A 25,751-nucleotide genomic window follows, 5' to 3' on the forward strand; every position below is an offset into this window, starting at 1 on the left:
GGCGGTTCGGGAGGGGCGTCACATGCTTTCGCGGAGGACCAACTCCGGTTCCAGTAGGACGTGTTCGGTCGGCCGCGCGCGGTCGCCGAGACGTTCCAGCAGCAGCCGCATGCATTCGCGGCCGACCGCGTCGAGCGGCTGGGCGAGGCTGGTCAGCGACGGGAACAGCAGGGGGGCGAGCGGTGAGTCGTCGAAGCCGATGACGGCGGCCTCCGGGCCGGGGGAACGGCCCTCGCGCCGCAGCGCCTGGTACCAGCCGGTGGCCAGGGTGTCGCTGGCCGCCACGACGGCGCTCACGCCGGCGGCGAGCAGCTTCCCGGCGGCCTCGGTGGCGCGCTCCGGGTCGTCCGGGCTCTCCACCCGGCGGCCCCGGGTGGACAGGCCCAGTTCGCGCATCGCGCTCTGCCAGCCGCGGGCGCGGTCGTCGCCGACCCCGGAGCCCTTGGGCCAGCCGAGGAAGCCGATCCTTCGGTGGCCGAGTCCGGCGAGGTGCCGGACGGCCGCCGACGTCCCGGCGGCGCCGTCGACGTCGACCCAGTCGCCGACGTCCTTGCCGGACCAGGTGCGGCCGAAGGCGACGAACGGGACGCCGCGTTCGTGCAGCCAGCCCTGGCGGCGGTCGCCGCGGTCGGTGCCGCTGAGCACGAAGCCGTCCGCGCCGTGCTCGTCCAGCAGCTGCTGGTAGCTGTTGAGTTCGTCGTCCCCGGGGGCGACGGCGAACAGCACCACCCGGTAGCCGGCCCGGTCGGCGGCTTCGGAGAGCGAGTGCAGGAACTGGTCCAGGACCGGGGTCGGAACGCCGGTGCTGCTGGACCGGATGCCGTAGCCGATCAGCCGGCTGGCCCTGGTCTTGAGCGCCTGCGCGGCCCGGTGCGGGCGGTAGCCGAGCTCGTCGATGGCGCGTCGGACCCGCTCCAGCGTCTGCGGGCGCAGCAGCTCGGGCGAGTTGATCGCGTTGGACACCGTCTGTCGGCCCACGCCGGCCCGGGCGGCGACCATTTCGAGGGTGACGGCGGACCTCGCCTTCGGCCTGGGCGATGAGTGTGCATGCATAACGGTGATCCTAGGTTCTGTCTCCATCGACAAGATCTTGGATCGTTCCAATACGGGGTTCCATCGACTCCAGCAGTCGGGTTAATGTCTTGGAACGCTCCAACGGCAGAAAGGTTGCGCCCGGGTGGAAGCAACTGTCAAGCCCCAGAACGAGGATGAGGAGATCATGCCAGCGATCGAGCTGCAGCCGTTCCTGCACGACACCCGGCTCTCCGTGGCCGCCCCGAGCTTCTGCGCCTCCCGCCCCGACGGCCGGATCGCCGAGGGCGCGGACGGCTTCTACCACGGCGACCGCCGGATCCTCTCCCGCCTGGAGGTCGGCGTCGCGGGCATCCCCAACACCCCCGTCGCCACCGCACGGGGCGCGGACGGGAACACCGTTTTCGTCACCGTGCTGCGCGGCCTCGCCGAGCGCACCGCCGACCCGGCCACCACCCTGGAACGCCGCCGCGAGCTGCACCCCGGCCGCCTGGTCGAGCGCTACACCGTCCGCAACGCCGGCGACCTCACCGCCCGGCTGCGCCTGGACCTGCGCGCCGAGAGCGACTTCGCCGCCATGGACACCGTCAAGGCCGGCCGCACCGGCACCCCCCTGCGGCCCGAGGCCCAGCGGGCCGGACTGCGCTGGAGCCACGGCCCGTTGACCGCGGCCCTGACCGTCACCCCGGAACCCGACCACCTCGACGCCGCCACCGGCACCCTCGGCTTCGAGCTCGCACTCGCCTCCGGCGAGAGCTGGCAGGCCGTCCTGGAGTGCACCGCCGAGCACCGCGACGGCGACCTCTTCCCCGCCCCCGCCGTCGGCACCGCCGCCGAGCCGGGCGCGGCCCCCTGGAACACCCCCGAGGTCACCGGGCGCGAACACCACCTCGCGCACTGGATCGCCCGCTCCCACCAGGACCTGCGCGGCCTGCTGCTCACCGACCCGCTGCGCCCCGCCGACACCTTCCTCGCCGCCGGAGCGCCCTGGTTCCTCACCCTGTTCGGCCGCGACGCGCTCTGGGCGGCCCGGATGATGCTCCCGCTCGGCACCGGGCTGGCCGCCGGCACGCTGCGCACCCTGGCCCGCCGCCAGGGCCGCGGCGTCGACCCGGCCATCGAGGAGCAGCCCGGCAAGATCCTGCACGAGGTCCGCCGGGACGAGCAGCACCTCGACACCGGCTCCCGCCTGCCGCCCTGCTACTACGGCACCGCCGACGCCACCCCGCTCTGGCTCACGCTGCTGCACGACGCCTGGCGCTGGGGCCTGCCCGAGCACGAGGTCGAGGAACTGCTGCCGAACGCCGAGGCCGCCCTCGGCTGGCTGGAGCGGTACGCCGACGCGGACGGCGACGGCTTCCTGGAGTACGTGGACAGCACCGGACGCGGCCTGTCCAACCAGGGCTGGAAGGACTCCTCGGACAGCATCCGGTTCCGCGACGGCCGGATCGCCGACGCCCCGATCGCACTCAGCGAGGTCCAGGCCTACGCCCACGAGGCGGCGGTCAAGGCGGCCGCGCTGCTGGAGGCCTTCGGCCGCCCCGGCGCCGACCACTGGCGGCAGTGGGCCGAGCGGCTGCGCGAGCGCTTCCGGGAGAGCTTCTGGACCGAGGACGAGCACGGCCGCTACCCCGTCGTCGCCCTCGACCGGGACAAGCACCCGGTCGACTCGATCGCCTCCAACCTGGGCCATCTGCTCGGCACCGGCCTGCTGGACGCCGAGGAGAGCGCCCTGGTCGCCCGCCGGCTCACCGCCCCCGGCATGGACAGCGGCTTCGGCCTGCGCACCCTGGACGCCGACGCGGCCGGCTTCAACCCGCTGGGTTACCACACCGGCTCGGTCTGGCCGCACGACACCGCCATCGCCGTGCACGGCCTGGCCCGCGAAGGCCTGCACGGGGCCGCCGCGCCGCTGGCTGCCGGGCTGGTGCGCGCCGCCGCGGCGTTCGACCACCGGCTGCCCGAGTTGTACGCCGGCTACCCGCGCGCCCGGTACGCCCGCCCCGTCCCGTACCCGGCCTCCTGCCGCCCGCAGGCCTGGGCCGCCGCCTCCGCCGTGCTCGTCCTGCAGGCACTGCTCGGCCTGGAGGCGGACGCGCCGAACCGCCGGCTGCGGGTGCGCACACAGCTCCCGGTCGGCTACGAGTCGCTGCGGATCGGCGGGCTGACGGTGGCCGGGCTGCCGATCGGGGTGGAGACCGACCACACCGGCGCGGTCCACCTGCGGGCCCCGCGGGGCTTCACCGTCACCACGGTCCGCTGATGCGCGGTCATCGGTGAACACCCGTGGCCCCCGGCACGTTCGGGTGGTTCGAATGCCGACTTGACCCCGCCGGGTTCCGGCCCGGCGGGGCGTGGCCGTCCCCGCACACGGTGGTGTTCGACGTGTCATCACCACCTGCTAACCTCAGCCGGTTTCCCGCCGCAGAGAGTCGGCGGACAAGACGGGGTAAGAGGACAGAAAACATGGCAATTCTCCGGGCGAAGCAGAAAGCCCAGGTCATCGAGAAGCTCTCGCAGGTGGCGCCTCCTGGGGAGACCTTCATCGCCTGCGTGCACGCGGAGAGCGGCCCCAGCCCGTGGCTCAACGGCATCTTCGGCGAGATCCCGCTGCTCGGCCTGATCATCATTCTGACCCGCCGGTACTACTTCCTGACGCTCACCAACACCCACGTGGTGGTCAACACGGCCAACCGCTGGACCAACCGCCCCGGCGAGGTCGTCGCGGCCTTCCCGCGCAACGCCTTCCCGGTCAGCCGGGTCAAGCGGGCCAGCATCTGGAGCTCGATGTACCTCCAGATGCCGGGCGACGCCAAGCCGATGCGCCTGAACATCCACCGCATCTGGCGCGCCGAGATGGACCAGCTGAGCGCGGCCTTCCCGCCCGGGTCGATCGACCCGTCCTCGCAGCCGTTCGAGACGCCGCACGGCCAGCCGTACCCGATGCCGGGCCAGCCGATGCCGGGCCACCCGATGCCGGGCCAGCCGGTGATCCCGCAGCAGCAGGGGTACGCGGCGCCGCAGCAGCCGCAGGCCAACCCGTACCCGGCCCCCCAGGGCCAGCCCTACCCGCAGCAGCAGCCCTACCCGCAGCCGCCGGCGAACCCGTACCCGGCCCCGCAGGGCTACCCGGCCCCGCAGGGGCAGCCGTACCCGCCGCAGGGCCAGCCCTACCCGCCGCAGGTCCCGAACGTGCCCTACCCGGGCCAGCCGGGCCAGCAGGGCTACCCGGGCCAGCGCTGACCCAGGCCTGAGCCGGACAAGCCGCGGCCCCGACCCCCTTCCCGGGGGGCCGGGGCCGCGGCGTTCTCCGGCAGCCTCCGGGCTCGACGCGCCGGGAGGGGCGGACTCTGCCAGGCTGAAAGGGCAGCTACCTCGATCGAGGAGGCCCGCACCCATGTCAGCGCAGAACCCGGGACCGTCCGGACGACGGGCCCGCGCCGCAGCGCTCCGGGCCGCGGAGGCCCGTCGCGCGCGGCGCCGGCGGTGGCTGGTGCGCGGAATGATCGGCCTGGTGCTGGCCGTCGTGGTCGGCGGGATCGCCGTCGTGATCGCGACGAACCAGGGCTCGTCCCCGCCCTCCGGTGTTCCGGCGCAACCGCGTACCACCGCCGAGGGCCGGACCACCCCGCCGCCCTGGGACGCGCCCGCCGACGTCGCGGCGGCCGTGAAGACGGCCGGCCTGCCGATGCTCGGTGCCGAGGGCACGGCCCTGCACATCCACGCGCACCTCGACGTGTACGCCGACGGACAACCCGTGACGGTGCCCGCGCTGATCGGCGTCGACGAGAGCGCGCAGCGGATCAGCCCCCTGCACACCCACGACACCACCGGCGTGATCCACGTCGAGTCGCCGGTCAACGCCGACTTCAGCCTCGGCCAGTTCCTGACCGAATGGCAGGTCTCCGCCTCCGCCGACCACCTCGGCGGGCTGCGCACCGACGCCACCCACACGCTGACCGCGTACGTCGACGGCAAGTCGGTGGGCGGCGACCCGGCGGCGATCCTGCTGCACGCCCACGACGAGATCGCCCTGGTGTACGGCACGGCGGCCGAGAACGCCACCGTCACCGTGCCGAGCGGCTACAACTGGCCGAGCGGACTGTAGGGCGTCTCCTGCGGGTCCTTGCCCGATCCGACGAAACCCACAAGACCCGCCCCGGGCGGCGCCTCCGCGGGCCGGGCGAGTTCCTTGGTCATGAAGACCCGGGTGGTGCCCGGCGGATCGCACGGGACCTCGCCGAGCCGGGTCCACCCGTGCTTCCGGTAGAAGCCGGGGGCCTGGAAGCTGATCGTGTAGAGCACCGCCGAGCGGCAGCCGCGTGCCCGGGCCTCCGCCTCGGCCCGCCGCAGGATCGCGCCGCCCAGCCCGTTCCCCCGCAGCTCGGGCGGCAGGAAGAACAGGTCGACGAAGAACAGCCCGAGCGAGGTGCGCCCGGTCAGCCCGCCGAGCAACCGGTGCGTCCCGGGCTCGCGGACCAGGACGGCGAGCGGCCTCCGGTCGTCGACCCCGGTCCGCTCGACGTTGAAGCGGTCCAGCGCGTCGGAGACCAGCGCGAGGTCGGCGGCCGCGGGGGAGTCGGTGACGACCAGGTCGGGCCGCGGCGAGGCGGCGGTGGTCGGGTGTGCAGCGGGCATGGCTCCTCCAGAGCGCGGGGCACGGGCGGCCCGGCGGACCGGGGAACGCTACGGCGGGAACGCTTCGACGGGTGTCGAAGCGTTCCCGGCGACAATCGAGGGCATGGACGACCGACCCGCCGACCGGGATGTGGGCGTGGACCTGCCCGCCGTGGCCGGACTTCTCGCGGACGGCACCAGGGCCGCCTTCTGCCTGGCGCTGCTCGACGGCCGGGCGTGGACGGCCAACGAACTCGCCCGCCACGCCGGGGTCGCGCCCTCGACCGCGACCTCGCACCTGAACCTGCTGGTCGGCGGCGGGCTGCTGGCCGAGGAACGGCACGGCCGCCACCGCTACCTGCGGCTGGCCGACCGCCGGGTGGTCACGCTGATCGAGAGCCTCGCCGACCTCGCCCCGCGGCAGGCCGTCCGACCGCGCACGCTCGCCGCCTCCGGCCGACAGCAGGCCCTGGCCCGGGCCCGGCTCTGCTACGACCACCTGGCCGGCGCCCTCGCGCTGGCGGTCACCGACGCGCTGGTCGGGCGCGGCCTGCTGGACTGGGGCCCGGACCCGGGCCTGACCGCCGCCGGCCGCGACTGGCTGACCGAGCTCGGCATCACGTTGCCGCGCGGCTCGCGCCGCCCGCCGGTGCGCGCCTGCCTGGACTGGACCGAGCGCCGCCCGCACCTCGGCGGCGCGGTGGGCGCCGCGCTGTGCGACCACGCCCTCACCGCCGGCTGGCTCACCCGGATCGGCACCGGCCGCGCCCTCGCCGTGACCCCGGCCGGCCGGCGGGCCTGGCAGGACCTCCTCAGGCGTGTCTGACGATTCCCGCCGGGCGCGAATCGTCAGACACGCCCTGGGCCCGCCGCCCGCCGACCGGTGAAACCGCCCGGATTCCGGTAGCTCAGGCCAGCTCGCGCATCCGGCGGACCGGGCTCGCCAGCAGGATCGCGGGGCTGGCCAGGCTGCTCAGCGCGAACAGCAGCAGCGCCGTGCGCGGTCCCCACACAGCGGCCGCGGCACCGGCGGCGAGGGCGCCGACCGGGATCGCGCCCCAGGAGACGAAGCGGACCGTGGCCATCACCCGGGACAGCAGCTCCGGTGGGGTCTGCGTCTGCCGGTGGGTGCGGGTCACGATGCTGAAGACCACGACCCCGGCCGCGAACCCGGCGTTGCCGACGGCGAAGACCAATGCTCCCCAGCCGGACCCGGCCACCGGGATCAGCAGCGCGAAGGCGGTGGCGACCACCGCGGCCCAGCAGACCGCGCGGGCGCCGCCGACCCTGGCCACCAGCCGGGGCGTGACGGCGGCGCCGAGCAGGCTGCCGAGGCCGCCGGTGGCCATCAGGGCGCCGACCGCGGCGGCCTGCGCGTCCAGGGTGCGGACCAGGAACACCGGGGTGAGCGCCATCAGCCCGCCGCAGACGAAGTTCACCGCGGTGGCGCCGGCCACACAGGGCCTGATCACCGGGTGCCGGGTGACGAACTGCCAGCCCTCGCGGATCTGCTCACGCATCCCGGCGCCGCCCGCCGGTCCGGCAGCCGGCTGTTCGATGCGCGGCAGGCTGCCCAGCAGCGCCGCCGAGGCCAGGTAGCTGACCGAGTCGAGCAGCATCGAGGCCGCGCCGCCGACCAGTTCCACCAGCACACCGCCCAGTGAGGGCCCGGCCAGGTCGGTGGCCGCGATGCTGCCGGAGACCAGGCTGTTCCGGGAGGTCAGCTGCTCCTTGGGGACGACCGTGGGCAGGAAGGTGGAGTTGCCGACGTCGAAGACCACGCTCGCGAAGCCGACCAGCAGCGCCACCAGCACGAGCTGCGGCAGCCCCAGCACCCCGAGGGCGGCCGCCACCGGCACCGAGGCCACCGCGACGCCGCGGACCAGGTCCATCGCGACCTGGGTGCCGCGCAGCGGCAGCCGCCGGACCAGCACGCCGGCCGGCAGTCCGATCAGCAGCCAGGCGACGTAGGAGGCGCCCGTGATCAGGCCGACCTCGAACGCCGACGCGTGCAGGGTGACCACGGCGATCAGCGGCAGGGCCACCGTCGTCACCTGGTCCCCGAGCCGGCTGACCGTCGAGGCGGTCCAGTAGCGCCAGAACGCCCCCGCCCCGCCGTCGCGCCGCCCGCCGGGCCGTGCCGCGTCCACCGTTCTCGCCGTGTCCACCGTTTCAGCCGTCACGTCCACCCCTTCGCCGCCACCGAGTGAGTTCCCTTTGGGAACTCACTATAATCAATGTTCATGCGGCACACCGAAGCGGCTGACCCCGACTGCGCGATCTCCCAGGCGCTGAGCGTGGTCGGGGACACCTGGACCCTGCTCCTGATCAGGGACATCGCCCGCGGAACGCATCAGTTCGACGCGCTGCAGAACGGGTTGGGCATCAGCCGGAAGGTGCTCACCGAGCGACTCAAGGCGCTGGTCGCCGACGGTGTGCTGGAGAAGCGGCTCTACCACCCGCACCCGCCGCGCTACGAGTACCACCTGACCGAGACCGGGCGCGGCCTGCTGCCGGTGCTGGTCGCCCTGCAGGACTGGGGCGGGCGGCACATCCTGGGCGACGGCTCGCTCACCGGCACCAGTACCGCCGACTCGGCCGAGGCCCGCCGGGTCATGGCGCTGACGGGCCACCGGCTGCCCGCCCTGGAGCTCGCAGCCGCCTCCGGCGGCCTGGTCGACCCGGTCGCCGCGGACCGTACCTGGACGGTGCTGTACTGCTTCCCGGGCGCCTTCGCACCGGGCGTCATGGGCCACCCGCCCGGCTGGGGCGAGATCCCGGGCGCGGCCGGCTGCACGCTGGAGTCCTGCACCTACCGGGACCGGATGGGCGAGTTCGCCGCCCGCGACGCCGCCGTCTACGGCGTCAGCACCCAGCGCCCGGACCAGCTGGCCGCGTTCGCCGAGCACGCGCGGATCCCGTTCCCGCTGCTGTCGGACGCCGGGCTGGAGCTGGCCGCGTCGCTGCGGCTGCCCACCTTCCGCGCCGCCGGCGTCGACCGGCTCAAGCGGCTCACCCTGGTCCTCGACGCGACCCGCACCGTGCGGGGTGTCCTCTACCCCGTCACCGACCCGGCGGGCTCGGTCGAGGACGCCCTCGCCCTGCTCGACGGCCTGGCCGCGAGATGACGGCGGGTGCGTCCCCGGCCCGGCCGGCGACGCACCCGATCACAACGGTTCCGGTCAGGCCGGCTCAGCGCATCCTCACCGTCGCGCCGCGACGACGACGAACGTGACGGCGATGAAGACGACGGCGATCAGCGCGCCGGCCACCTGCGGTGTGATCCAGTCCCGCGCCTGCTTGCCCGGCCTGACCCGCTCGGCGGCATCGGGCGTGCTCGACTCCCACCAGTCGAGCACCCGTTGGAAGTTCGCCTCGAACTCCTCGATCGGGTACAGCGTGCTGGTCTGCAGGCCCGGCAGCGAGCGGCGGCGCCCGTTCAGCAGGAAGATCCGTGCCGCGTAGGAGCGGGTGCCGTTGCCCTTGGTCTCCCGCACGTCGATCCACCGGATCTCCGACCACGAGTAGGTGCGGCCGCTTCCGATGCCCCAGCAGACGGTGACGCCGTCGGCCCCGACCCTGCTCCAGGACCGCCAGGCGACCAGGGTGGCCGGGATGACCAGCACGAGGGTTCCGCCGATCATCCAGAACATCGCCGCCACGCCGAGCTTCAGGACGCCGACGGTCACCTGGGCGGCGAACACGAGGAGCAGCAGCGACAGATGCGACCATGAGGGTCGGAACAGGTCCCTCCCCCGGAACATCAGTTCGTTCACGGCGGCACACTAGCGCCACGCGCCGGTCCTGAACAGGCAGTTCCACAGGCAAAGGGTTCGTCAGCGGTCATATCCGCTACTTGCGGCCCTTCCGGCCGCCCCGCCCGCCCTTCCCCGGCAGGGTGCGGTGCGCGGCGCCGAAGGTGAGCGCGGCCCACAGGACGGCGACGGCTCCCGTGACGTAGACACCGGCGCTGCGGAAGGAGAGGTCCTCGTCCCGGGTGGCCGGCGGGGCCCAGCCGTCCGGGTCGACCAGGACGGTCGCGGTGGTGCCGACGGACGTACCCGAGCAGCCGATGCCCTCGATCGTGCCGTGCGGCAGGGGCTGGTTGTCCTCGCGCCGGATGCCGCAGGTCCAGCTCACCTTGCCCATCTTGTCCTTGCCGCTGTGCGCCGAGGTGATGACCACCCTGGTCTCCACTCCGCGATCGGCGATCAGCTGCGCGCGGATGGCGGCCGTGGGGATCACCAGGAGCGGCACGCCCAGCAGGACGGCCGGCCAGACCACCCATCCGGTGCTCCGGATCAGCATCAGTCCCACGACGGACGCCATCAGGACCAGGATGGCGAGGACCGTGCAGGCGACCTGGTAGTCGGGGTCGGTGGCGAGCCCGAGCAGCCCGATGATCAGCAGCGGTGCGAGCACCCCGACCAGGACCGCCGTCCGACGCACCGTGCGCGGCGCGAGCGGAGCGTCCTTGCGCGGGCGCTTGCGGACGGGCTTGGCCGGCCGGGACACACCCGCGGCGAGTGGTCGCTTCTTCTTCTTGCCGCTCTTCTGATCGGCGCTGTGGCTCTTCGCCATGGTGCCCCCGTTCGGTGGTGCCTGTTCGTGCTCGCGTCAGTGTGACGGCAGCCCCCGACAGCCGGAAGGCCGGGGTACGGCCTGCGGGACGGCGGACCGACGCCCGATCAGTTCCGCCCCAGTGCCGCCTGCTCCAGGTCGAGGTCGCGCTGGAGCACCCGCAGCGTGGTGTCGCTGATCCGGTGCTCCTCGTAGAGGCGGTGCAGCCGGGTGTTCTGCACGGCGATGACCTCGTGCCGCAGTTGGCGGTAGGCGTCGTCGGCGGTGGTGCCGTCGGGGGCCTCGGGGGTGCGGTCGAGTCGGGCGGTCAGGGCGCGGCGGACCCGGTCGACCGCGGTGTCCGGGACGGCCTCCAGCTCGGCCAGGCCCTCGACGTGGTCGAGGGCGGCGCGGTTGAGTTCGTCGCGGGCGTCGTCCTCCTCGCGCGCGGTGTGCTCGGGTTCGAGGGCGAGCCCGGAGCGGTTGACCACGGCGGCGAGGGTCAGACCCTGGACGACCAGGGTGAGTACGACGTTCGAGACGGTGAGCACCAGCACCAGCGGCCGTCCGGCGAGTGCGTCGCCGCCCTCGGTGAACAGCGGGATGGACAGCGCGGCGGCCAGCGGCATGACGCCCCTGGTGCCGGCCCAGGTGACCACCCCGGCCACCCGCCAGGAGAGCCGCCCCCGGTTGGGCTTGACGGCCCGGGTGAGCGGCAGGGTCCAGAGCACCCGGACGGCGATCAGCATCGTGGCGATCGCTACCGACTGCAGTGGCCACCAGCCGGTGCCGGCCGGCAGTTCCCGGACCAGGGTGGGCAGTTCCAGACCGACGACGGAGAAGACGACGCTCTCCAGCAGGAACACCACCACCGCGTACACGGCGTGCACCTGCAGCCGGATGTGCGCGTCGGTGAGCCGGTGGGTGGAGCGGCCGAGCAGCACCCCGGCGACCACCACCGAGGTGACGCCCGAGGTGTGCGCGGACTCCGCCAGTACGTAGGCCGCGTACGGGGTGACCAGCGCTATCACCGTCTCCAGCACCGGGTCGGTGGTGCGGCGGCGCAGCAGCCAGACCAGCCCGGCGACGGCCGCGCCGACCAGGCTGCCGCCCCCGCCGAGCAGCACCAGTTCGCCGCCCGCGGCGGGCAGGTCGACCGTCCCGCCGACCGCCACCGCGACGCCGACGGCGACCTTGAACAGCACCAGGGAGGTGGCGTCGTTGAACAGGCTCTCCGCCTGCACCAGCACCTGGACCCGCCCGGGCAGGGCGAGCCGGCGGCCGAGCGCGGTGACCGCCACCGGGTCGGTGCTGGAGAGCACGGCGCCGAGTACGAAGGCCATCGCGGGCGGCAGCCCGGCGACGGCGACAGCCGCGAAGCCCACGGCGGCGGCGGAGGCGAAGACCAGGCCGAAGGAGAGGATGGTGACCGGCCGCCAGACCATCCGCAGGTCGCGCAGCGACAGCTCCTCGGCGGAGGCGTAGAGCAGCGGGGGCAGCACCACCATGCCGATGATCTGCGGCGGTACGTGCAGCGCGGGCACCCCGGGGATCAGCGCGACGCCGAGCCCGGCCAGCACCAGCAGCGAGGGCGCGGGCACCCGCCACCGCCGGGCGAAGGTGGCCACACTGGTGGCGAGGACGACCAGGACGAGAACGATCCCCACGGCGTGCATCTGCAGAAACGACCCATCGCAACCTTCGGGGTCGCCGAAGCCCGATCGCCGCAGTCGTCCCCCGAGCCGACCAGACTTCCCGGCACACCGGGCGTCATCTTATCGGCATTTTTGCGCCGCCGACCTCTCCGGATCACTACCCGCTCGCCGCACACTGAGCCTCGGAGGCGTGCGGCGCGGCCGGTGTGGGGCGCATCACAGCCCCCGGGGCGGTTCGGCCTCATACGATCGTGATCGCGGACGCCGGAGTCCTGCGGCGCCCGCCCGGCACCCCGCGATCCGGCCCGAGGAGAAGCGCACCTTGACCACCCCCACCGCCGCGCCCGACAGCTACTACCACCGCACCGGCGAGCGACGCTACAAGCCGACCGCCCATGCGCAGGGGGCCTGGCACCCCGACGAGCAGCACTTCAGCCCGGTCGGCGGCCTGATCGCCCACGCGATCGACCGCTACCGGGCCGACCGCCCCGCCGACGGGCTGGCGCTGGCCCGGATCAGCTACGACATACTCGGCCTGATCGCCCTCGACGAGTGCGAGATCACGGTGGAGACCGTCCGGCCGGGTCGCACCATCGAGCTGGTCGAGGCGGTGGCGACGATCGGTGGCCGCGCGGTGGTCCGGGCCCGGGCCTGGTACCTGGCCGAGCTGGACACCACCGCCGTCGCCGGGAGCCACGACGAACGGCTGCCCGCGCCGGAGGAGTTCGACCCCTGGGCGATGAGCGGGCGGTGGGGCGGGGGCTACATCGCCTCGATCGACGTCCGCCGTCGCTCCACCGCGCCCGGCCGCGCCGCCGCCTGGATCTCCACCCCGCTGGAGCTGGTCGCGGGGGAGCCCAGCAGCCCGCATGCCTCCTTCATCGCCCTGGTCGACACCGCCAACGGCATCGCCGTCCGGCAGGACCCCACCCAGTGGATGTTCCCCAACACCGATCTGACGGTCCACTTCCACCGCCGCCCCGAGGGCCGCTGGACCGGCCTGGACACCAGCGTCACCTTCGGCCCGGCCGGGCACGGCGTCACCAGCACCGTGCTGCACGACGTCCACGGCCCGGTCGGCCGGGCCGAGCAGATCCTCACCGTCCGCCCGCTGGCCGGCAGTTAGGGCATCGCGCTCGCCGCGCGCTCGCCGCCGAGGAACTCGGTCCCTGACCCGCTGACAGCCCGACGGCGCCACCCCTCCCACGGGGCGACGCCGTCGAGGTGGGCGCTCAGCCGGGCAGCGAGTCCATGAAGGAGCTGACCGAGAAGACCGCCTTGCCGGGCCCGGCCGGGCCGTAGCCGGGCGGGGAGGAGAGGCCGAACTCCTCCAGGGTGGCCCGATAGGTCTGCAGCAGCCGGATGTGGTACTCCAACGGCGCGCCCTGCGGGTTGGCCTTGCCGAGCGGGGTGGTGGGCTCGGGGCACCAGGTGGTGAAGCGCGGGACCACGCCGTGCGACATGAAGAAGCGCAGGCCCTCCCGGGTGGAGGCGATCGCCTCGTCGACCGTGGTGAAGCCGAACGGCTCGGCCATCTCCACGCCCGCCACGAAGTTGGGGATCACGTTCTCCGCGCCGAACACCTCGGTGGAGTCCAGGATCCGGCGGTGCCACTCGTCCCGGCCGACGTAGCGCTCCTTGCCGGGGCAGTAGAGTTCGAACAGCCGCCTGTCCCACACCTCGAAGTTGGGGTGGTAGATCCGCACACCGTAGTCGTGGAAGCGCTGTACGTCGTCGCGCGGCAGTGCCTGGGCGACCACCTTGCCGATCCAACGGCCGGGGAAGCGCTCCTCGATGGCCTTGGCGTACTGCCCGTAGAAGTCGGCCTCGTCCCGGCCGCCGACCTGCGAGGTGATCGCCCCGCCGGTCAGGGTGTACGCCTGGGAGACGCGGGTGGTGTCGTGCCTGTCGATCAGCTCCAGTGCCTCCAGCACCTCCTCGACCGGCTTGACCCCGGTGTACGGGCGGCCGGCCGCCTTGTGCTGGCGCCAGTTGTGGTTGATGTCGCAGTACTGGCACTCCTCCTTGGCGCCGAAGTACTGGCAGACCCGGAACACGGTGAGGTAGATCAGGTAGCCCCACTGGATGGTCGGCGCGACCTCCATCACCGACTTCCCGTTCGTCAGGGCGTGCCGGTAGTAGTCCGGCATCGGCGGCAGGCCGACGTCGGCGATCCGCGTGCCGTCCAGGTAGAGGCCGAGCGTGCCGTCCTCACCCGCACCGACCCGGTACGGCGAGTCAGGGTTGACCCGGACCGACACCACCGTGCGGCGCAGCCCGTACGGCCCGCCGGTCAGAACGACCTCCTCCGGCGGCCGGTTGAGCGCGGCCGCGCCCAACTCGGGCAGTGTGCGGTGGTCGAAGGAGAAGATGAAGTACGACTTCGGCTTGACCTCACCGCCCCCGTTGGCGCCGGAGCTGCCGCTGAGGGCCGACTCGTCGAAGGCCATGCCGCCGCGCAGCAGGTCCTCCTTGATCACCGCCTCCCGGGGCACGTCGGGGAAGCGCTCCATGAGGTCCTCGACGAGTGCGGTGCGGCTGCGGGCCTGGCTCTCCATGCGCTGCTCTTCCTTCCTGGCCCCGTGTCCTCCACGGCGCCCAGCTCATTGTTCTCCCCCTTACGCGGGTAGCCGTGACCGGCCGCACCGAGGAGGACCGACTCAACGTGGTCGACGGGTTCAGGACACGGGTGATCGCAGTCGGTTGACGCGGGATGAGGGCGATCGGCGAAGACCGGCTCGGTGAGGAAGGTCAAGGCGCGGGGCGTTGCGATGCATGACAAGGCCGCGTCCACACGCCGTCGGCATGAACGTTCACCTTATCGGGTGTAGAAGATCGTCCGTGGGGATCCGGAACGCGCCTTCGCGCCTACGGTTGGGGACCGAGCGAGACGGGGCCCGCGGCCCGGAGTTCCCCTGCGCGGCGGGCGAGATGACGACCCGTCACATCGTGCGACCCCTTCTCAGAGGAGGCTCCATGCCCCTGCGCATCAGATCGGACTCACCGCCCGCGGACGCCCTCGTTCCGGTGGAGGGCGCATGAACACCACCGCGATCGATCGGATCCTGCGCGGCCCCAGCGGGCTGGGCACCTCCGGTCTGCAGTTGAGGCCTCCGGTCGTGGAGGCCGCGGCGGCCGCCGTCCCCGAGACCGCCCTGCCCGAGGCCAAGGCCCCCGAGGTCCAGGCGCCGCCCGTGCCCGGGCCGCCCGACCTGGCGCCGGCCGCCGAGGCGCCGAGTGGCGGCAAGCCCGAGCTGGGCGACCCCGTCCCCGGTCTCTACCACCATCCGATCGCCGAGCCCGACCCCGCCCGGGTGGAGGCGCTCAGCCTGAAGATCAAGGCCTGGGCGATCGACGAGATCGAGCTCTACCCGCCGGAGTGGGAGAAGGACTTCGACGGGTTCTCCACCGGGCGCTACATGGTGGCCTGCCACCCGGACGCGCCCAGCATCGACCACCTGATGCTCGCGGCCCGCCTGATGGTCGCCGAGAACGCGGTGGACGACTGCTACTGCGAGGACCTCGGCGGCTCGCCGATCGGCCTGGGCAGCCGCCTGCTGCTGGCGCACACCGCGTTGGACCCGCTGCACACCACGCCGGAGTACCACCCCGCCTGGGAGGCCTCGCTCTCCGAGGACGCGCCCCGGCGCTCGTACCGCTCGGCGATGGACTACTTCGTCAGCGCCTCCACGCCCTCCCAGGCGGACCGCTTCCGGCACGACATGGCGCGGCTGCACATGGGATACCTGGCCGAGGCGGCCTGGTCGGAGACCGGCCACGTGCCGCAGGTGTGGGAGTACCTGGCCATGCGCCAGTTCAACAACTTCCGCCCCTGTCCGACCATCACCGACACCGTCGGCGGCTACGAGCTGCCTGTCGAGTTGCACGCGCTGCCCGCCATGCAGCGGGTGATCGCGCTGGCCGGCAACGCCACCACCATCGTCAACGACCTGTACTCGTACACCAAGGAGCTGTCCAGCCCCGGACTGCACCTGAACCTGCCCGTGGTGATCTCCGAGCGTGAGGGCATCTCGCGCCAGGAGGGCTACCTGAAGGCGATCGAGGTCCACAACGAGCTGATGCACGCCTTCGAGGCCGAGGCGGCCGCGCTGGCCGTCGCCTGCCCGGTGCCGACTCTCGTACGTTTCCTGCGCGGTGTGGCCGCGTGGCTCGACGGCAACCACTACTGGCATCAGACCAACACCCACCGCTACACGCTGCCCGACTTCTGGTAACCACCGTGTCCGGCAGCCCCCGTTTTCGGTAACCACCCGTAAGAAAACTGGAGTTGACCCATGTTCCTGACCGATGACATCACCACCCCCAGCGGCGCCATTCCCGGACCGGCGACTCCCTACCAGGGCGACATCGCACGCTACTGGGACCACGAGGCCCGCCCGGTCAACCTGCGCCTGGGCGATGTCGACGGCCTGTACCACCACCACTACGGCATCGGCGCGATCGACCGGGCGGCGATCGGCGACCCGGCCGACAGCGAGCGTGAGAAGAAGGTCATCGCCGAGCTGCACCGCCTGGAGTCCGCCCAGGCCGACGTGCTGCTGGACCACCTCGGCGACATCAGGGCCGACTCGACCCTGGTCGACGCCGGCTGCGGCCGCGGCGGCTCGATGGTGATGGCCCACCAGCGCTTCGGCTGCCGGGTCGAGGGCCTGACCCTCTCCACCCAGCAGGCCGAATTCGGCAACAAGCGCGCCGCCGAGCTGGGCATGGGTGAGTTCGTCCGCTCGCGGGTCGCCAACATGCTCGACATGCCCCTCGAGAACGGCTCGGCGGCCGGTTCCTGGAACAACGAGTCCAGCATGTACGTCGACCTGCACGACCTGTTCGCCGAGCACTCCCGGGTGCTGTCGGTCGGCGGCCGGTACGTGACCATCACCGGCTGCTGGAACCCGAAGTACGGCCAGCCGTCGAAGTGGGTCTCGCAGATCAACGCGCACTTCGAGTGCAACATCCACTCCCGCCGGGAGTACCTGCGGGCCATGGCCGACAACCGCCTGGTGCCGCAGGCCGTCATCGACCTGACCCCGGACACCCTGCCCTACTGGGAGCTGCGGAACACCACCTCGCTGGTCACCGGCATCGAGGAGGCGTTCATCGAGTCCTACAAGGACGGCTCCTTCCAGTACGTGCTGATCGCCGCCGACCGGGTCTGATCCGGTACGGAGTGGACGGGTGGCCTCCCCGAGGGTGCGGGGAGGCCACCCGTTTCCCGTCGGCCCCGCCGATCAGTCCTGCCGGCGGGTGAAGGTGAGGTGGGTGACGCCGCTCGGGCTGCTCACCGCCTCGCTGTCGAAGCGCTGGTCCAGCCCTTCGAGCCCGGCCCAGAGCGACTCGCCCCGGCCGAGCACGATCGGCACCACGACCACGTGCAGGTGGTCGATCAGGTCTGCCGCCAGGAAGGCCCGCACGGTGCTCGGGCCGCCGCCGATCCGCACGTCCCGGCCGCCGGCCGCCGCCCGCGCCTGCCGCAGCGCCTTCTCGGGGGTGGCGTCGATGAAGTGGAAGGTCGTGCCGCCCTCCATCTCCAGGCTGGGGCGAGGGTGGTGGGTGAGCACGAACACCGGGGTGTGGAACGGTGGATTGGGGCCCCACCAGCCCCGCCAGTCCTCGTCCTGCCAGGGGCCGCGCTGCGGGCCGAACTTGTTGCGGCCCATGATCTCCGCTCCGATGCCGTCGCCCCAGGCGTTGGCCATCGCGTCGTCGACGCCGGTCTCCCCGCCCTCCAGGCCGTGTATCCGTCGGAAGGCGCGGGTGCGGAAGAACCAGCCGTGCAGCCGGTCGGTGGCATGGCCGAAGGGCTGGTCGAGGCTCTGGCCCTCGCCGGTGCCGTAGCCGTCGAGGGAGATCGAGAAGTTGTGGACCCGGACCAGGGACATGGGGCTGCCTCCGCTGCTCGGCGCTCGTCAGTGCGGTGCTCGCGAGCCACGCTAGCGCGCAGGTCCGACAACGTGACGCTCCGTCATCGCCGGGGCGTGGCGCGGCGGATGTGGAGGGGTGGAGGTCGGGGCGGAGGTGGTGAAACCGTCACGCTATTGTCGTGCCTTCTTCACGAGGAGCACGCCCCGGAGGGCGATGCTTCCTCCGGCGGCCCGCCATGGGCGGCCGACACAACCGACCCGGGGGGAACGATTCCGATGACCGTACGCCGTACCCTGGCAAGCCTGCTGGCGGCCGGCCTGCTCGCCGCCGCTTCGGCCGTGCTCCCGACCGGCGCGGCGGGCGCCGCCGAGGCCGGCACGGGCGACCTGCCGTTCGGCTCGGCCACCACCGCCGGCCTCCACAACACCTACGACCCGGCCGCCTACCCGTACCTCGCCCAGGGGCTGGACACCGGCACCGGGATGATCGAGCTGGACCTTTGGACCGACGTCATCACCCAGGAGTGGAAGGTCAGCCACTCCAACCCGCTCGGCAACTCCAACAACTGCACCGCCGCCGACACCCCGGACCAGCTCTACACCGGCGGCGCCAACAAGAACCTGGAGCACTGCCTCGACGACATCCGGGTCTGGCTCGGCGCCCACCCGGGCGCCGGACCGCTGGTGGTCAAGCTGGAGCTGAAGGGCGGCTTCGCCGCCAACCTCGGGATGGGCCCGGACGCGCTGGACTCCCTGATCGCCGCCCACCTCGGCGACGCGGTGCTGCGCCCGGCCGACCTGCTGGCCAAGCCCGGCGGCGGCTCGTACGCCAGCGTCGACGAGGCGGTGCGGGCGGGCAATTGGCCGAGCCGGTCGGTGCTCGCCGGGCGGGTGCTGCTCTACGCGATCCCGGGCACGGTCGAGGAGAGCAACCCCTTCGACACCCTGCACACCGACGTCGAGTACGGGCGGCACCTGCGCGACCTGGCGGCGGCCGGCCGGATCGGGCAGGCCCAGCTCTTCCCGGCCGTACACGGCGCGGCGGCCGGCGACCCGCGCGGCAAGTACACCGGCGCGGACGCCGGGATCCGCCCGTGGTTCGTGGTCTTCGACGGCGACGCCGCGACCTACCTCAACGGCATCGACACCGCCTGGTACGACCGCTCGCACTACCTGCTGGTGATGACGGACGCCCAGAACGTCGCGCCGCAGATCAGCGCCACCGACCCGACCGTCGACCAGGCGCGCGCCCGCACCGAGCAACTGGCCAGGGCGCACGCCAGCATCGTGTCCAGTGACTGGCGCAAGCTCCCGACGGTGCAGTCCCTGGTGCTGCCGCGCGGCTGACGCCGGGCGCGCCCGGGGCCTGCCTCTAGGCTTCGCCCTCATGGCGAAGACGATCAAGCAACTGATGGACGGCCTGGCCGGGTCGCACGAGGTGGGCGAGGTGTGCCGGCTCCTCGACGCGCACCTGGCGGGCGGCGACACCGCGTACCTCGCGGAGTTCGGCGCCGCGCTGCACGCCCGCTACAGCTCCGGCCACGCGGGCGCCGAGCACCAGTTCCTCTTCGACCGGATCCTCTGGGACGTGGCCACCCGGCCCGGGCGCGCGCACGTCGAGCGCGCGCTCCGGCTGGGCCTGGCCACCCGCTCACGCGGCGGCCGCCCGGTCCGCCGGGCCGCCGCCGTGCTGGCCGAGCATCAGCGGCCGGCCGCGCTGGCCGGGGTGTTCGCGGCCGCCCTCGATGCCGGGACCGCGCCGGAGGAGCTGCGAGCCTGTCTGCTGCACGAGCTGGTGCTGCGCGGCGCGCCGGTCGCGAGGCTGCCCGAGGCGCGGGCCTGGGCGGAGGCCTCACCGTACTGGGCGGAGCATCCGCTGGCCTGGCTGCCCTGGACGCTCGACCCGCTGGAGGGCACGCCCGCGATGCCGCGCTACTGGCGCGGCGGGGTCGGGTACGGCCACGCGTACGGGCTGCCGAAGGGCACACCGCTCACCGGCTCCGCCGACGTCCCGGTCGAGGTGGGGGAGGACGAGCCCGGGCTGACCGCCGCCGTGGAGCGCTGGGCCGGGCGGTACGACGGGCGGGTGGAGGCGGCGGTGTTCCAGGCCGATGGTCCGGTCGGGCCCGAGACCCTCCCGGGGACGCTGGCCGCGCTGCCGCTGGGCTGTGTCGAACGGCCGACGGTCGTCCCGACCACGGCCGCGGAGGCCTGGCGCCAGCTCTTCATCGCCGCCTCGACCGGGGGCGGCCGCGAGGACGACTGGTGGTACGGCGCCTACGGACGGCTGGCGGCCTGGCGCTCGCTCGCGGCCCTGGCGGGCGCGGGGCCGGACTCCTCGGCGCCGGAGGTGGCGCGGCGGGCCGGAGACTGCGCCTGGTACGGCTTCACGGCGGCCGGCGAGTGGTTCAACCGGGACGACATGGACCTCGGCTTCGTCGCGCTCGACGCGGGACGCCGTCGGCTGGCGGTGCTGGCCGCCACCGACTACGACGGCGGCTGAGCGGTCCGTTGACCTGCTCAAGACCTCAACGGATACGGCGAGTTGACCCGAGATGAAGACTCCGAACGGGGCTTCCGGCAGGCCCCGGGGCTCGCCATCCTGGTTGGCATGACCCGAACTCTACGCGCGTGGAAGCGTGTTGCCGCCACCGCCACCGTCGCCCTGGTCACCCTCGCGCCCGTCGTCGTCGCCACCGAGGCGAACGCCGCGGTGAGCGGCCAGGTGTGCCTTTCCGCCCTGCCGTCCCAGGCCCGGACCACGCTCAACCTGATCGCCCGGGGCGGGCCCTTCCCGTACCGCCAGGACGGCGTGGTGTTCACCAACAAGGAGAGAGTGCTGCCTTCCCAGCGCTACGGCTACTACCACGAGTACACCGTGGTCACCCCCGGTGCGCCCACCCGCGGCACCCGCCGGGTCGTCACCGGCCAGCGCTACCACGAGGACTACTACACCGGCGACCACTACGCGACCTTCCGTCTGATCAACTTCGGCTGCTGACCCCCCTGTGCCCCGAAGACGGGCCCTGGAGCCCCGGCCCGCAAGGCCGGGGCCCGCTGCCGTCCCGGGCACGGTGGCCGGGCAGGGTAGGGTCGGCGGCGCCCGTCCGCACTCCCCGGAGGAACCCGTGCCGCAGATCCTGGTCGACCACTCGGCCGAACTCGCCCTCGACCGGGCAGGCCTGGCCGCCCGGCTGCACCAGGCGATCACCGAGGTGATCGACACCACGGTGGCCGAGTGCAAGACCGTCTTCCGCCCCGCCGGGGGCCACACGGTCGGTGACGGTACGAGCGGTGAGGCCGTGGTCCTGGTCGAGGTCAAGATCCTGGCCGGACGCACCGCCGAGCAGCGTGCCGAACTGACCGCCCGGGTGCTCGCCGTCCTGCGGGCCGGCATCGCCGTCCCCGCCGCGATCGGCGTGCAGGTGACCGAACTCGACCGCGACACCTATCGCTTCGTCCACCACCCCGGTCGCTGACCACGCCGGACTCCGCGCCCCGCTACCGATTGGTGGAGTACCGACGGTATCGTTGCTGCGCCTTGACGACGGGGGACGAAGGTGACGGCAGCAGCACACGGCGCCGGGGGCGGGCCGGACCAGCCGGTGGGCCGCGCCTCGGCGATCGCCGCCAGGCTGGAGCGGCTGATGGCCCGGGAGGCGGCCAGGTCCGGGGGACGCCCGCCGGCCTACCGGGAGTTGGCCGAGCGGATCAACCGTCTGGCGGGACGGGACGTCATCTCCCGCGACACCATCCGCAACCTGCACCTCGGCCTGAACCAGAAGGGCCAGGCCTCCAACCCCACCGTGGACACGCTGGACTGGCTGGGCCGGGGCTTCGGCATCAGCGCGGGAGCCGGCTACTTCCTGGACGACGCCAAGGCCGCCCTGGTCGACGAACAGCTCGACCAGCTGGAGCGGATCCGCGAACTGAAGCAGGCCCTCGGCAACGACGGGGTGGTCAACCTGGTCAAGCGCGCCTCCGCGCTCTCCGACGGCAGCCTGCGGGTCCTGCTCTCCCTCGCCGACAACCTCCGCAAGCTCGAGCAGGACGCCGCCGGGCAGGAGGCGGGCCCGACCGACGGAGAATGACCCGGGAGCACCGCACCATCCCCCCGACACCCGCTCCCCACCCGCCCGCCCCCCGGTTCTAAGGAACACCCCCCGCCATGGCCTTCCCCCGCGGCCTGCGCCGACGCTGCGAGCGGCGACTCGCCGGTCTGAACCTGCCCGACCCCTTCACCGTCGACGGCTTCCGCGCCGCGCTGGAACGGGAGCGCGGGCGCCCGATCGTCCTGGAGCCGCTGCCCGCCCTCGGCCCCGACCTGCCCTGCGGCCTGTGGATCGCGCTGCCCAGCGTCGACGTCGTCTACTACGAGCAGCGCACCAGCCCCGCCCACCAGGACCTGATCAAGCTGCACGAGCTCGGCCACGTCCTGTGCGGCCACACCGGGACCCTCGAACTCTCCCGGCTCACCGCGCTGCTGCCCGACCTGACGCCCGAACTCATCGCCGAGCTGATGGGCGCGGGCCGCACCAGCTACCACACCGCCGAGGAGCAGGAGGCCGAGATGCTCGCGCTGCTGCTCGCCGACCAACTCGGCGCCGCCGCCGATCCGAGCCCCTTCTCCGGCCACCTGGCCGCGAGCCTGCTGCACCCGATACGCCCGCCCAGGTGGAGGAAGACCTGATGCGCCTGCTGTTCACCTGGCTGATGCCCGCGCTCACCTGGGGCATCGTGCTCTGGCGGACGCCCTCGGCCTTCACCACCCGGGCCAACCGCGCGCTCTGGGCCACCTTCACGACGATCGCCCTCGGGCTCAGCGTCCGCCCGGCCTTCATCGAGAGCGGGCTGGGGCACCTCACCGGCATCCGGGACGTGACCCAGCTGTTCAAGCACCTCACCGGGATCGCCTCGGCCTACTTCGTGCTGGAGTACGTCCAGGCCGTCCGCCACCGCCCGGAGCGTCCCGGCGCCGCCCGCGCCCGGCTGCTGTTCACCTGCGTCGCGGCCGTCGTGCTGACCCTGCTGTTCGTCTTCGCCCTCCCGCACGACGCCGACGGTGCCTTCGGCATCGACGCCCACTACAGCCAACCCGGGGTCAAGCTCTACCTGTGCGTGTTCAACACGGTCTTCGCGATGGCCGCCGCCCGGGCGGCCGTCCTGTTCTGGACCAACCGCGCGAGCGTCCCGCGCGGAGCCCTGCGCGCCGGGATCACCTGCCTGGCCGCCGCCGGCGCCACCGGCGTGGTCTACACGCTCTACCGGTACTACTTCGTCCTCAGCAACGGCGACTCGACCGTGTTCGACGCGAACGGCAAGCCGATGCCGCTCCAGAGCACGACCAGCGAAGTGCTGCCCGCCCTGATGATCGTCCTGTTCGTGCTCGGCGTCACCATCCCGCCCGCCCGCACCCTGGTCGGCTACCTGCGCGACCAGTACGCCCTGTGGCGGCTCCACCCGCTCTGGTCGGACGTCGTGGCCGCCGTCCCGCAGGTGGTGCTCGGCACCCCGAGCAGCCGCCTGCGCGACCTGCTGACCCCCGGTGACCGCTCGGTCGACCTCGCCCACCGGGCCTTCGCCATCCGGGACGCCGTCCTGGTCCTGCGGGAGGACAGCCCGAGCGTCGGGGGCGCGGTCGCGGTCGACGCCGCCGACGGGGACCTCGCCCGGGTCGAGGCCCGCTGGCTTCGCAGCGCCGTCGACCACCGGGCGCGCGACCTCCCCGCCCCGCCCCCGCCGGCTGCGCTCGCCGCCACCACGGGCGGCCGCACCCCGCGCGAGGAGGTGGCCTGGATGCTCGCCGTCGCGACTGCCTATCGACAGCTCCGCGTCGCGGAGACCCGATAGCCGACGCCGCTCCCTGATGAGGAGAAGCCTGACCGGCGACCAGGGCACGCCCCAGGTTCGCCGGTCAGGCCGGGTCCGAGGGGTGCGCGTCATGCCGTCTGGCGATTATGATCGTCACCGCAGCGGAGGTTCGCCGACACCAACCTGGGAGCTGGGGGATGCGCAGCGTTGGAAGCGTGGGAGCCGGACACCCGCACAGGGGCGGTCTACCGGGAGACGCAGGAGGGGACTTCCGGTGGCACCGTCGCCGAACACGCGACACGGGCTGGAACTGACAGGACACACGGGGGAGAGCCCGGGCTGCTGACAGTACGTCCGGGAAAGGCGTCGGCGGCTTCACGCCGGCGGTGAGCCGACACCCCGTGCCCCGCTCGGGGGAGGGGGCAGGGGGTGTCGGCCTGCGGTCAGGAGTACCGGCGCAGCGCGCCGTGGAGGCGGCGGGGCCGGGGACGCACATGAGTAGTCGTACTCAATCGCGCCTCCACACCCCGCCGCTCAGCCCCGGCGTTCGGAGGTCAGTCCGTCTTGCAGCGCGTCCCGGCCGCCGGCACGGTGCCGTCCAGCAGGTAGGCGTTCACCGCCTCGCGGATGCACGCGCTCCGGTCGTACGCCACGTGCCCCTCGCCCTCGCGGGTGAGCAGGACGGCGTTGCCGAGTTCGCCGGTGAGCTTCTCGGACCAGGCGTACGGGGTGGCCGGGTCGCCGGTGGAGCCGACGACCACGATCGGGGCGGCCGCGGCGGACTTGATGGCGTGCGGCTTCTCGGTCGAGCGGAACGGCCAGATGCGGCAGTCCGGGTCGAACAGGGCGGCCGTCGGGTCGTGCTTGCTGACCAGCGGGGCCTTGGCGGCGAGGTCGGTGAGGGCGGCCTTCAGCTGGTCCCCGGACGGCACGTCGGTGGCGCCGTCGGCGCAGTGGATGGCGGTGTAGGCGTCCGCAGAGGGCTCGTAACGGCCGTCCTTGTCGCGGCCGTTGTAGCCGTCGGCGAGGGCGAGCAGGTCGTCCGCCTGGCCGCGGACCATGGCCCAGCCGAGGGCGTTGCGCAGGCCGCTCCAGGCCTTCTCGCCGCCGTAGAGGCGGCTGATCACGCCGGTCCAGGCCGTGGTGGAGGTGAGGGTGCGGCCCTTGGTGGTCTTGAGCGGCTTGTCCTTGAGCCCGTCGAGGAAGTCGGCGAGCTTCTGCACCGCCTGGTCGGGGTCCCTGCCGAGCGGGCACGGGTTCTTGGCGGCGCAGTCGGCGGCGAAGGCCTTCAGCGAGCGCTCGAAGCCGGCCTGCTGCTCGATGTTGTGCTGGATCAGGGGGGTGGAGGGCGAGGTGGCGCCGTCCAGGACGAGTCGGCCGGCCCGGTCGGGGAACTCCTCGGCGTAGAGCGAGCCGAGGTAGGTGCCGTAGGACATGCCGAGGTAGCTGAGCTTCTGGTCGCCGAGGGCGGCGCGCAGGACGTCCATGTCGCGGGCGGTGTTGCGGGTGCTGACGAAGGGCAGCACCTGGGCGTACTTGGCCTGGCAGGCGTCGGCCAGCTGCTTGCCGTGGTCGGGGCCGGGCTCGTCGGTGTCGAGCCAGTCGTCCCGGGTCTTGTCGTCCAGGCACTTGAGCGGGCTGGTGCCGGCGACGCCGCGCGGGTCGAAGCCGACGATGTCGAAGCGGTCGTGCAGCGGGCCGTCGAAGCGCTTTGGGCCGCCCTTGACCATCCCGACGCCGGAGCCACCCGGGCCACCCGGGTTGAGGACCAGCGAGCCGATGCGCTGGTCCGCCTTGGTCGCGGGGTTGCGGACCACGGCGACGTCCAGGGTGCCGGTGCCCGGGGCGGTGTAGTCGAGCGGGACCTTGAGGGTCGCGCACTGCAGCGCCGAGGTGTCGGCCTGGTCGTCGTCCGCCTGGTCGCCCTTGTCCTGGCACGGCGCCCAGGCCAGCTGCTGGCCGTAGAAGGTCTTCAGCGCAGGGTCGTTGGCGCCGGTGGGCTTGACCGTCGGGGTCGGTGTGGCGGTCGGAGTCGCGGTGGCCGAAGCGGTGGCCGAAGCGGACGTCGAAGCGCCGGCGGAGGTGGAGGAAGAGGAGGTCCCGCTGGTGCAGCCGGCCAGGAGGGCGACGGCGGTGGCGGCGGAGACGGCGACGGGCAGGGCGCGCCGCGAGGTTCGAATGATCATCGAATGCACCG

The 25,751-nt window shown here is 73.1% G+C and carries 24 protein-coding genes; 15 read left to right on the forward strand and 9 right to left on the reverse strand.

Features of this window, described 5'->3' with window-relative positions; genetic code table 11:
* Positions 1-18 precede the first annotated feature (18 nt).
* Positions 19-1,053: a LacI family DNA-binding transcriptional regulator gene (locus ACH4E7_RS11260; protein ID WP_396248760.1), complete on the reverse strand. Its 1,035-nt coding sequence runs from the start codon at positions 1,051-1,053 to the stop codon at positions 19-21.
* Positions 1,054-1,219: 166 nt separating this feature from the next.
* Here ACH4E7_RS11260 and ACH4E7_RS11265 point away from each other — a divergent pair, with 166 nt between their 5' ends.
* The 3 genes from ACH4E7_RS11265 to ACH4E7_RS11275 all read left to right on the forward strand — a co-directional run bounded on the left by ACH4E7_RS11265 (position 1,220) and on the right by ACH4E7_RS11275 (position 5,140).
* Positions 1,220-3,295 carry a glycogen debranching N-terminal domain-containing protein gene (locus ACH4E7_RS11265; protein ID WP_396248761.1) on the forward strand — a complete coding sequence of 692 codons (2,076 nt, stop codon included), beginning with the start codon at positions 1,220-1,222 and terminating at the stop codon, positions 3,293-3,295.
* A gap of 203 nt (positions 3,296-3,498) precedes the next feature.
* Positions 3,499-4,275 carry a hypothetical protein gene (locus tag ACH4E7_RS11270; RefSeq protein ID WP_396248762.1) on the forward strand — a complete coding sequence of 259 codons (777 nt, stop codon included), beginning with the start codon at positions 3,499-3,501 and terminating at the stop codon, positions 4,273-4,275.
* Between the two features lie 154 nt (positions 4,276-4,429).
* Positions 4,430-5,140: a hypothetical protein gene (locus ACH4E7_RS11275; protein WP_396248763.1), complete on the forward strand. Its 711-nt coding sequence runs from the start codon at positions 4,430-4,432 to the stop codon at positions 5,138-5,140.
* Here the strand turns inward: ACH4E7_RS11275 and ACH4E7_RS11280 are convergent.
* Complete coding sequence (locus ACH4E7_RS11280; protein WP_396248764.1) at positions 5,116-5,670, reverse strand: GNAT family N-acetyltransferase; 555 nt, start codon at positions 5,668-5,670, stop codon at positions 5,116-5,118. The two genes, ACH4E7_RS11275 and ACH4E7_RS11280, sit on opposite strands and share 25 nt — an antisense overlap.
* Positions 5,671-5,773: 103 nt before the next feature.
* Here ACH4E7_RS11280 and ACH4E7_RS11285 point away from each other — a divergent pair, with 103 nt between their 5' ends.
* The gene (locus ACH4E7_RS11285; RefSeq protein WP_396248765.1) at positions 5,774-6,475 is read left to right on the forward strand and encodes an ArsR/SmtB family transcription factor; all 702 of its coding nucleotides are present in this window, start codon (positions 5,774-5,776) and stop codon (positions 6,473-6,475) included.
* Positions 6,476-6,557: 82 nt separating this feature from the next.
* Here the strand turns inward: ACH4E7_RS11285 and ACH4E7_RS11290 are convergent, their stop codons facing one another.
* A complete protein-coding gene (locus tag ACH4E7_RS11290) occupies positions 6,558-7,832 on the reverse strand; it encodes an MFS transporter (RefSeq protein WP_396248766.1) in 1,275 nt (424 codons plus the stop codon).
* A 60-nt stretch (positions 7,833-7,892) separates the two neighbouring features.
* Between ACH4E7_RS11290 and ACH4E7_RS11295 the strand changes: the two genes are divergently transcribed.
* Positions 7,893-8,777: a winged helix-turn-helix transcriptional regulator gene (locus ACH4E7_RS11295; RefSeq protein WP_396248767.1), complete on the forward strand. Its 885-nt coding sequence runs from the start codon at positions 7,893-7,895 to the stop codon at positions 8,775-8,777.
* A gap of 75 nt (positions 8,778-8,852) precedes the next feature.
* Here the strand turns inward: ACH4E7_RS11295 and ACH4E7_RS11300 are convergent, their stop codons facing one another.
* From ACH4E7_RS11300 to ACH4E7_RS11310, 3 genes are all read right to left on the reverse strand, one after another.
* Positions 8,853-9,425, reverse strand: a complete 573-nt coding sequence (locus ACH4E7_RS11300) for a hypothetical protein (RefSeq protein ID WP_396248768.1) — start codon at positions 9,423-9,425, stop codon at positions 8,853-8,855.
* A gap of 76 nt (positions 9,426-9,501) precedes the next feature.
* Positions 9,502-10,230, reverse strand: a complete 729-nt coding sequence (locus ACH4E7_RS11305; protein WP_396248769.1) for a hypothetical protein — start codon at positions 10,228-10,230, stop codon at positions 9,502-9,504.
* A 107-nt stretch (positions 10,231-10,337) separates the two neighbouring features.
* Complete coding sequence (locus ACH4E7_RS11310) at positions 10,338-11,885, reverse strand: Na+/H+ antiporter (RefSeq protein ID WP_396248770.1); 1,548 nt, start codon at positions 11,883-11,885, stop codon at positions 10,338-10,340.
* Positions 11,886-12,186: 301 nt separating this feature from the next.
* Between ACH4E7_RS11310 and ACH4E7_RS11315 the strand changes: the two genes are divergently transcribed.
* Positions 12,187-12,990, forward strand: coding sequence for a thioesterase family protein (locus ACH4E7_RS11315; protein WP_396248771.1), 804 nt, complete (start codon positions 12,187-12,189; stop codon positions 12,988-12,990).
* A gap of 106 nt (positions 12,991-13,096) precedes the next feature.
* Here the strand turns inward: ACH4E7_RS11315 and ACH4E7_RS11320 are convergent, their stop codons facing one another.
* Positions 13,097-14,422, reverse strand: a complete 1,326-nt coding sequence (locus ACH4E7_RS11320; protein ID WP_396248772.1) for a radical SAM protein — start codon at positions 14,420-14,422, stop codon at positions 13,097-13,099.
* Positions 14,423-14,857: 435 nt separating this feature from the next.
* On the opposite strand from ACH4E7_RS11320, the gene ACH4E7_RS11325 reads away from it, so the two are divergent.
* Together ACH4E7_RS11325 and ACH4E7_RS11330 are read left to right on the forward strand one after the other, a co-directional pair.
* Complete coding sequence (locus ACH4E7_RS11325; RefSeq protein WP_396248823.1) at positions 14,858-16,099, forward strand: family 2 encapsulin nanocompartment cargo protein terpene cyclase; 1,242 nt, start codon at positions 14,858-14,860, stop codon at positions 16,097-16,099.
* Between the two features lie 60 nt (positions 16,100-16,159).
* Positions 16,160-17,038: a geranyl diphosphate 2-C-methyltransferase gene (locus ACH4E7_RS11330; protein ID WP_396248773.1), complete on the forward strand. Its 879-nt coding sequence runs from the start codon at positions 16,160-16,162 to the stop codon at positions 17,036-17,038.
* 72 nt (positions 17,039-17,110) lie between these two features.
* Here ACH4E7_RS11330 and ACH4E7_RS11335 read toward each other — a convergent pair whose 3' ends face one another.
* Positions 17,111-17,761 carry a dihydrofolate reductase family protein gene (locus ACH4E7_RS11335; RefSeq protein ID WP_396248774.1) on the reverse strand — a complete coding sequence of 217 codons (651 nt, stop codon included), beginning with the start codon at positions 17,759-17,761 and terminating at the stop codon, positions 17,111-17,113.
* 258 nt (positions 17,762-18,019) lie between these two features.
* Between ACH4E7_RS11335 and ACH4E7_RS11340 the strand changes: the two genes are divergently transcribed.
* From ACH4E7_RS11340 to ACH4E7_RS11370, 7 genes are all read left to right on the forward strand, one after another.
* A complete protein-coding gene (locus ACH4E7_RS11340) occupies positions 18,020-19,090 on the forward strand; it encodes a phosphatidylinositol-specific phospholipase C domain-containing protein (RefSeq protein ID WP_396248775.1) in 1,071 nt (356 codons plus the stop codon).
* Positions 19,091-19,130: 40 nt separating this feature from the next.
* Positions 19,131-20,246 (forward strand): DUF6183 family protein, encoded by a 1,116-nt coding sequence (locus tag ACH4E7_RS11345; RefSeq protein ID WP_396248776.1) that lies wholly within the window; start codon positions 19,131-19,133, stop codon positions 20,244-20,246.
* Between the two features lie 108 nt (positions 20,247-20,354).
* Complete coding sequence (locus tag ACH4E7_RS11350; protein WP_396248777.1) at positions 20,355-20,744, forward strand: ribonuclease domain-containing protein; 390 nt, start codon at positions 20,355-20,357, stop codon at positions 20,742-20,744.
* A 127-nt stretch (positions 20,745-20,871) separates the two neighbouring features.
* On the forward strand, positions 20,872-21,222 hold the full coding sequence (locus ACH4E7_RS11355; protein WP_396248778.1) for a 5-carboxymethyl-2-hydroxymuconate Delta-isomerase: 351 nt from the start codon (positions 20,872-20,874) through the stop codon (positions 21,220-21,222).
* An 81-nt stretch (positions 21,223-21,303) separates the two neighbouring features.
* On the forward strand, positions 21,304-21,834 hold the full coding sequence (locus tag ACH4E7_RS11360) for a hypothetical protein (protein WP_396248779.1): 531 nt from the start codon (positions 21,304-21,306) through the stop codon (positions 21,832-21,834).
* 77 nt (positions 21,835-21,911) lie between these two features.
* Complete coding sequence (locus ACH4E7_RS11365; protein WP_396248780.1) at positions 21,912-22,433, forward strand: hypothetical protein; 522 nt, start codon at positions 21,912-21,914, stop codon at positions 22,431-22,433.
* Complete coding sequence (locus ACH4E7_RS11370) at positions 22,418-23,593, forward strand: MAB_1171c family putative transporter (RefSeq protein WP_396248781.1); 1,176 nt, start codon at positions 22,418-22,420, stop codon at positions 23,591-23,593. Before ACH4E7_RS11365 ends, ACH4E7_RS11370 begins: the two co-directional genes overlap by 16 nt.
* Before the next feature lie 515 nt (positions 23,594-24,108).
* Here ACH4E7_RS11370 and ACH4E7_RS11375 read toward each other — a convergent pair.
* Positions 24,109-25,740, reverse strand: a complete 1,632-nt coding sequence (locus ACH4E7_RS11375) for an alpha/beta hydrolase (protein ID WP_396248782.1) — start codon at positions 25,738-25,740, stop codon at positions 24,109-24,111.
* Positions 25,741-25,751: the final 11 nt, after the last annotated feature.

The sequence above is a fragment of the Kitasatospora sp. NPDC018058 genome, assembly GCF_044327205.1.
Lineage (GTDB): Bacteria > Actinomycetota > Actinomycetes > Streptomycetales > Streptomycetaceae > Kitasatospora.

Bases quoted from the DNA above. Each gene is read 5' to 3' on its own strand.
- ACH4E7_RS11350 (WP_396248777.1), top strand. From the start codon at position 20,355: ATGACCCGAACTCTACGCGCGTGGAAGCGTGTTGCCGCCACCGCCACC.
- ACH4E7_RS11275 (WP_396248763.1), top strand. From the start codon at position 4,430: ATGTCAGCGCAGAACCCGGGACCGTCCGGACGACGGGCCCGCGCCGCA.
- ACH4E7_RS11260 (WP_396248760.1), bottom strand. From the start codon at position 1,053: ATGCATGCACACTCATCGCCCAGGCCGAAGGCGAGGTCCGCCGTCACC.
- ACH4E7_RS11365 (WP_396248780.1), top strand. From the start codon at position 21,912: ATGGCCTTCCCCCGCGGCCTGCGCCGACGCTGCGAGCGGCGACTCGCC.
- ACH4E7_RS11375 (WP_396248782.1), bottom strand. From the start codon at position 25,740: ATGATCATTCGAACCTCGCGGCGCGCCCTGCCCGTCGCCGTCTCCGCC.
- ACH4E7_RS11305 (WP_396248769.1), bottom strand. From the start codon at position 10,230: ATGGCGAAGAGCCACAGCGCCGATCAGAAGAGCGGCAAGAAGAAGAAG.
- ACH4E7_RS11270 (WP_396248762.1), top strand. From the start codon at position 3,499: ATGGCAATTCTCCGGGCGAAGCAGAAAGCCCAGGTCATCGAGAAGCTC.
- ACH4E7_RS11320 (WP_396248772.1), bottom strand. From the start codon at position 14,422: ATGGAGAGCCAGGCCCGCAGCCGCACCGCACTCGTCGAGGACCTCATG.
- ACH4E7_RS11265 (WP_396248761.1), top strand. From the start codon at position 1,220: ATGCCAGCGATCGAGCTGCAGCCGTTCCTGCACGACACCCGGCTCTCC.
- ACH4E7_RS11330 (WP_396248773.1), top strand. From the start codon at position 16,160: ATGTTCCTGACCGATGACATCACCACCCCCAGCGGCGCCATTCCCGGA.
- ACH4E7_RS11345 (WP_396248776.1), top strand. From the start codon at position 19,131: ATGGCGAAGACGATCAAGCAACTGATGGACGGCCTGGCCGGGTCGCAC.
- ACH4E7_RS11295 (WP_396248767.1), top strand. From the start codon at position 7,893: ATGCGGCACACCGAAGCGGCTGACCCCGACTGCGCGATCTCCCAGGCG.
- ACH4E7_RS11340 (WP_396248775.1), top strand. From the start codon at position 18,020: ATGACCGTACGCCGTACCCTGGCAAGCCTGCTGGCGGCCGGCCTGCTC.
- ACH4E7_RS11335 (WP_396248774.1), bottom strand. From the start codon at position 17,761: ATGTCCCTGGTCCGGGTCCACAACTTCTCGATCTCCCTCGACGGCTAC.
- ACH4E7_RS11280 (WP_396248764.1), bottom strand. From the start codon at position 5,670: ATGCCCGCTGCACACCCGACCACCGCCGCCTCGCCGCGGCCCGACCTG.
- ACH4E7_RS11285 (WP_396248765.1), top strand. From the start codon at position 5,774: ATGGACGACCGACCCGCCGACCGGGATGTGGGCGTGGACCTGCCCGCC.
- ACH4E7_RS11310 (WP_396248770.1), bottom strand. From the start codon at position 11,885: ATGCACGCCGTGGGGATCGTTCTCGTCCTGGTCGTCCTCGCCACCAGT.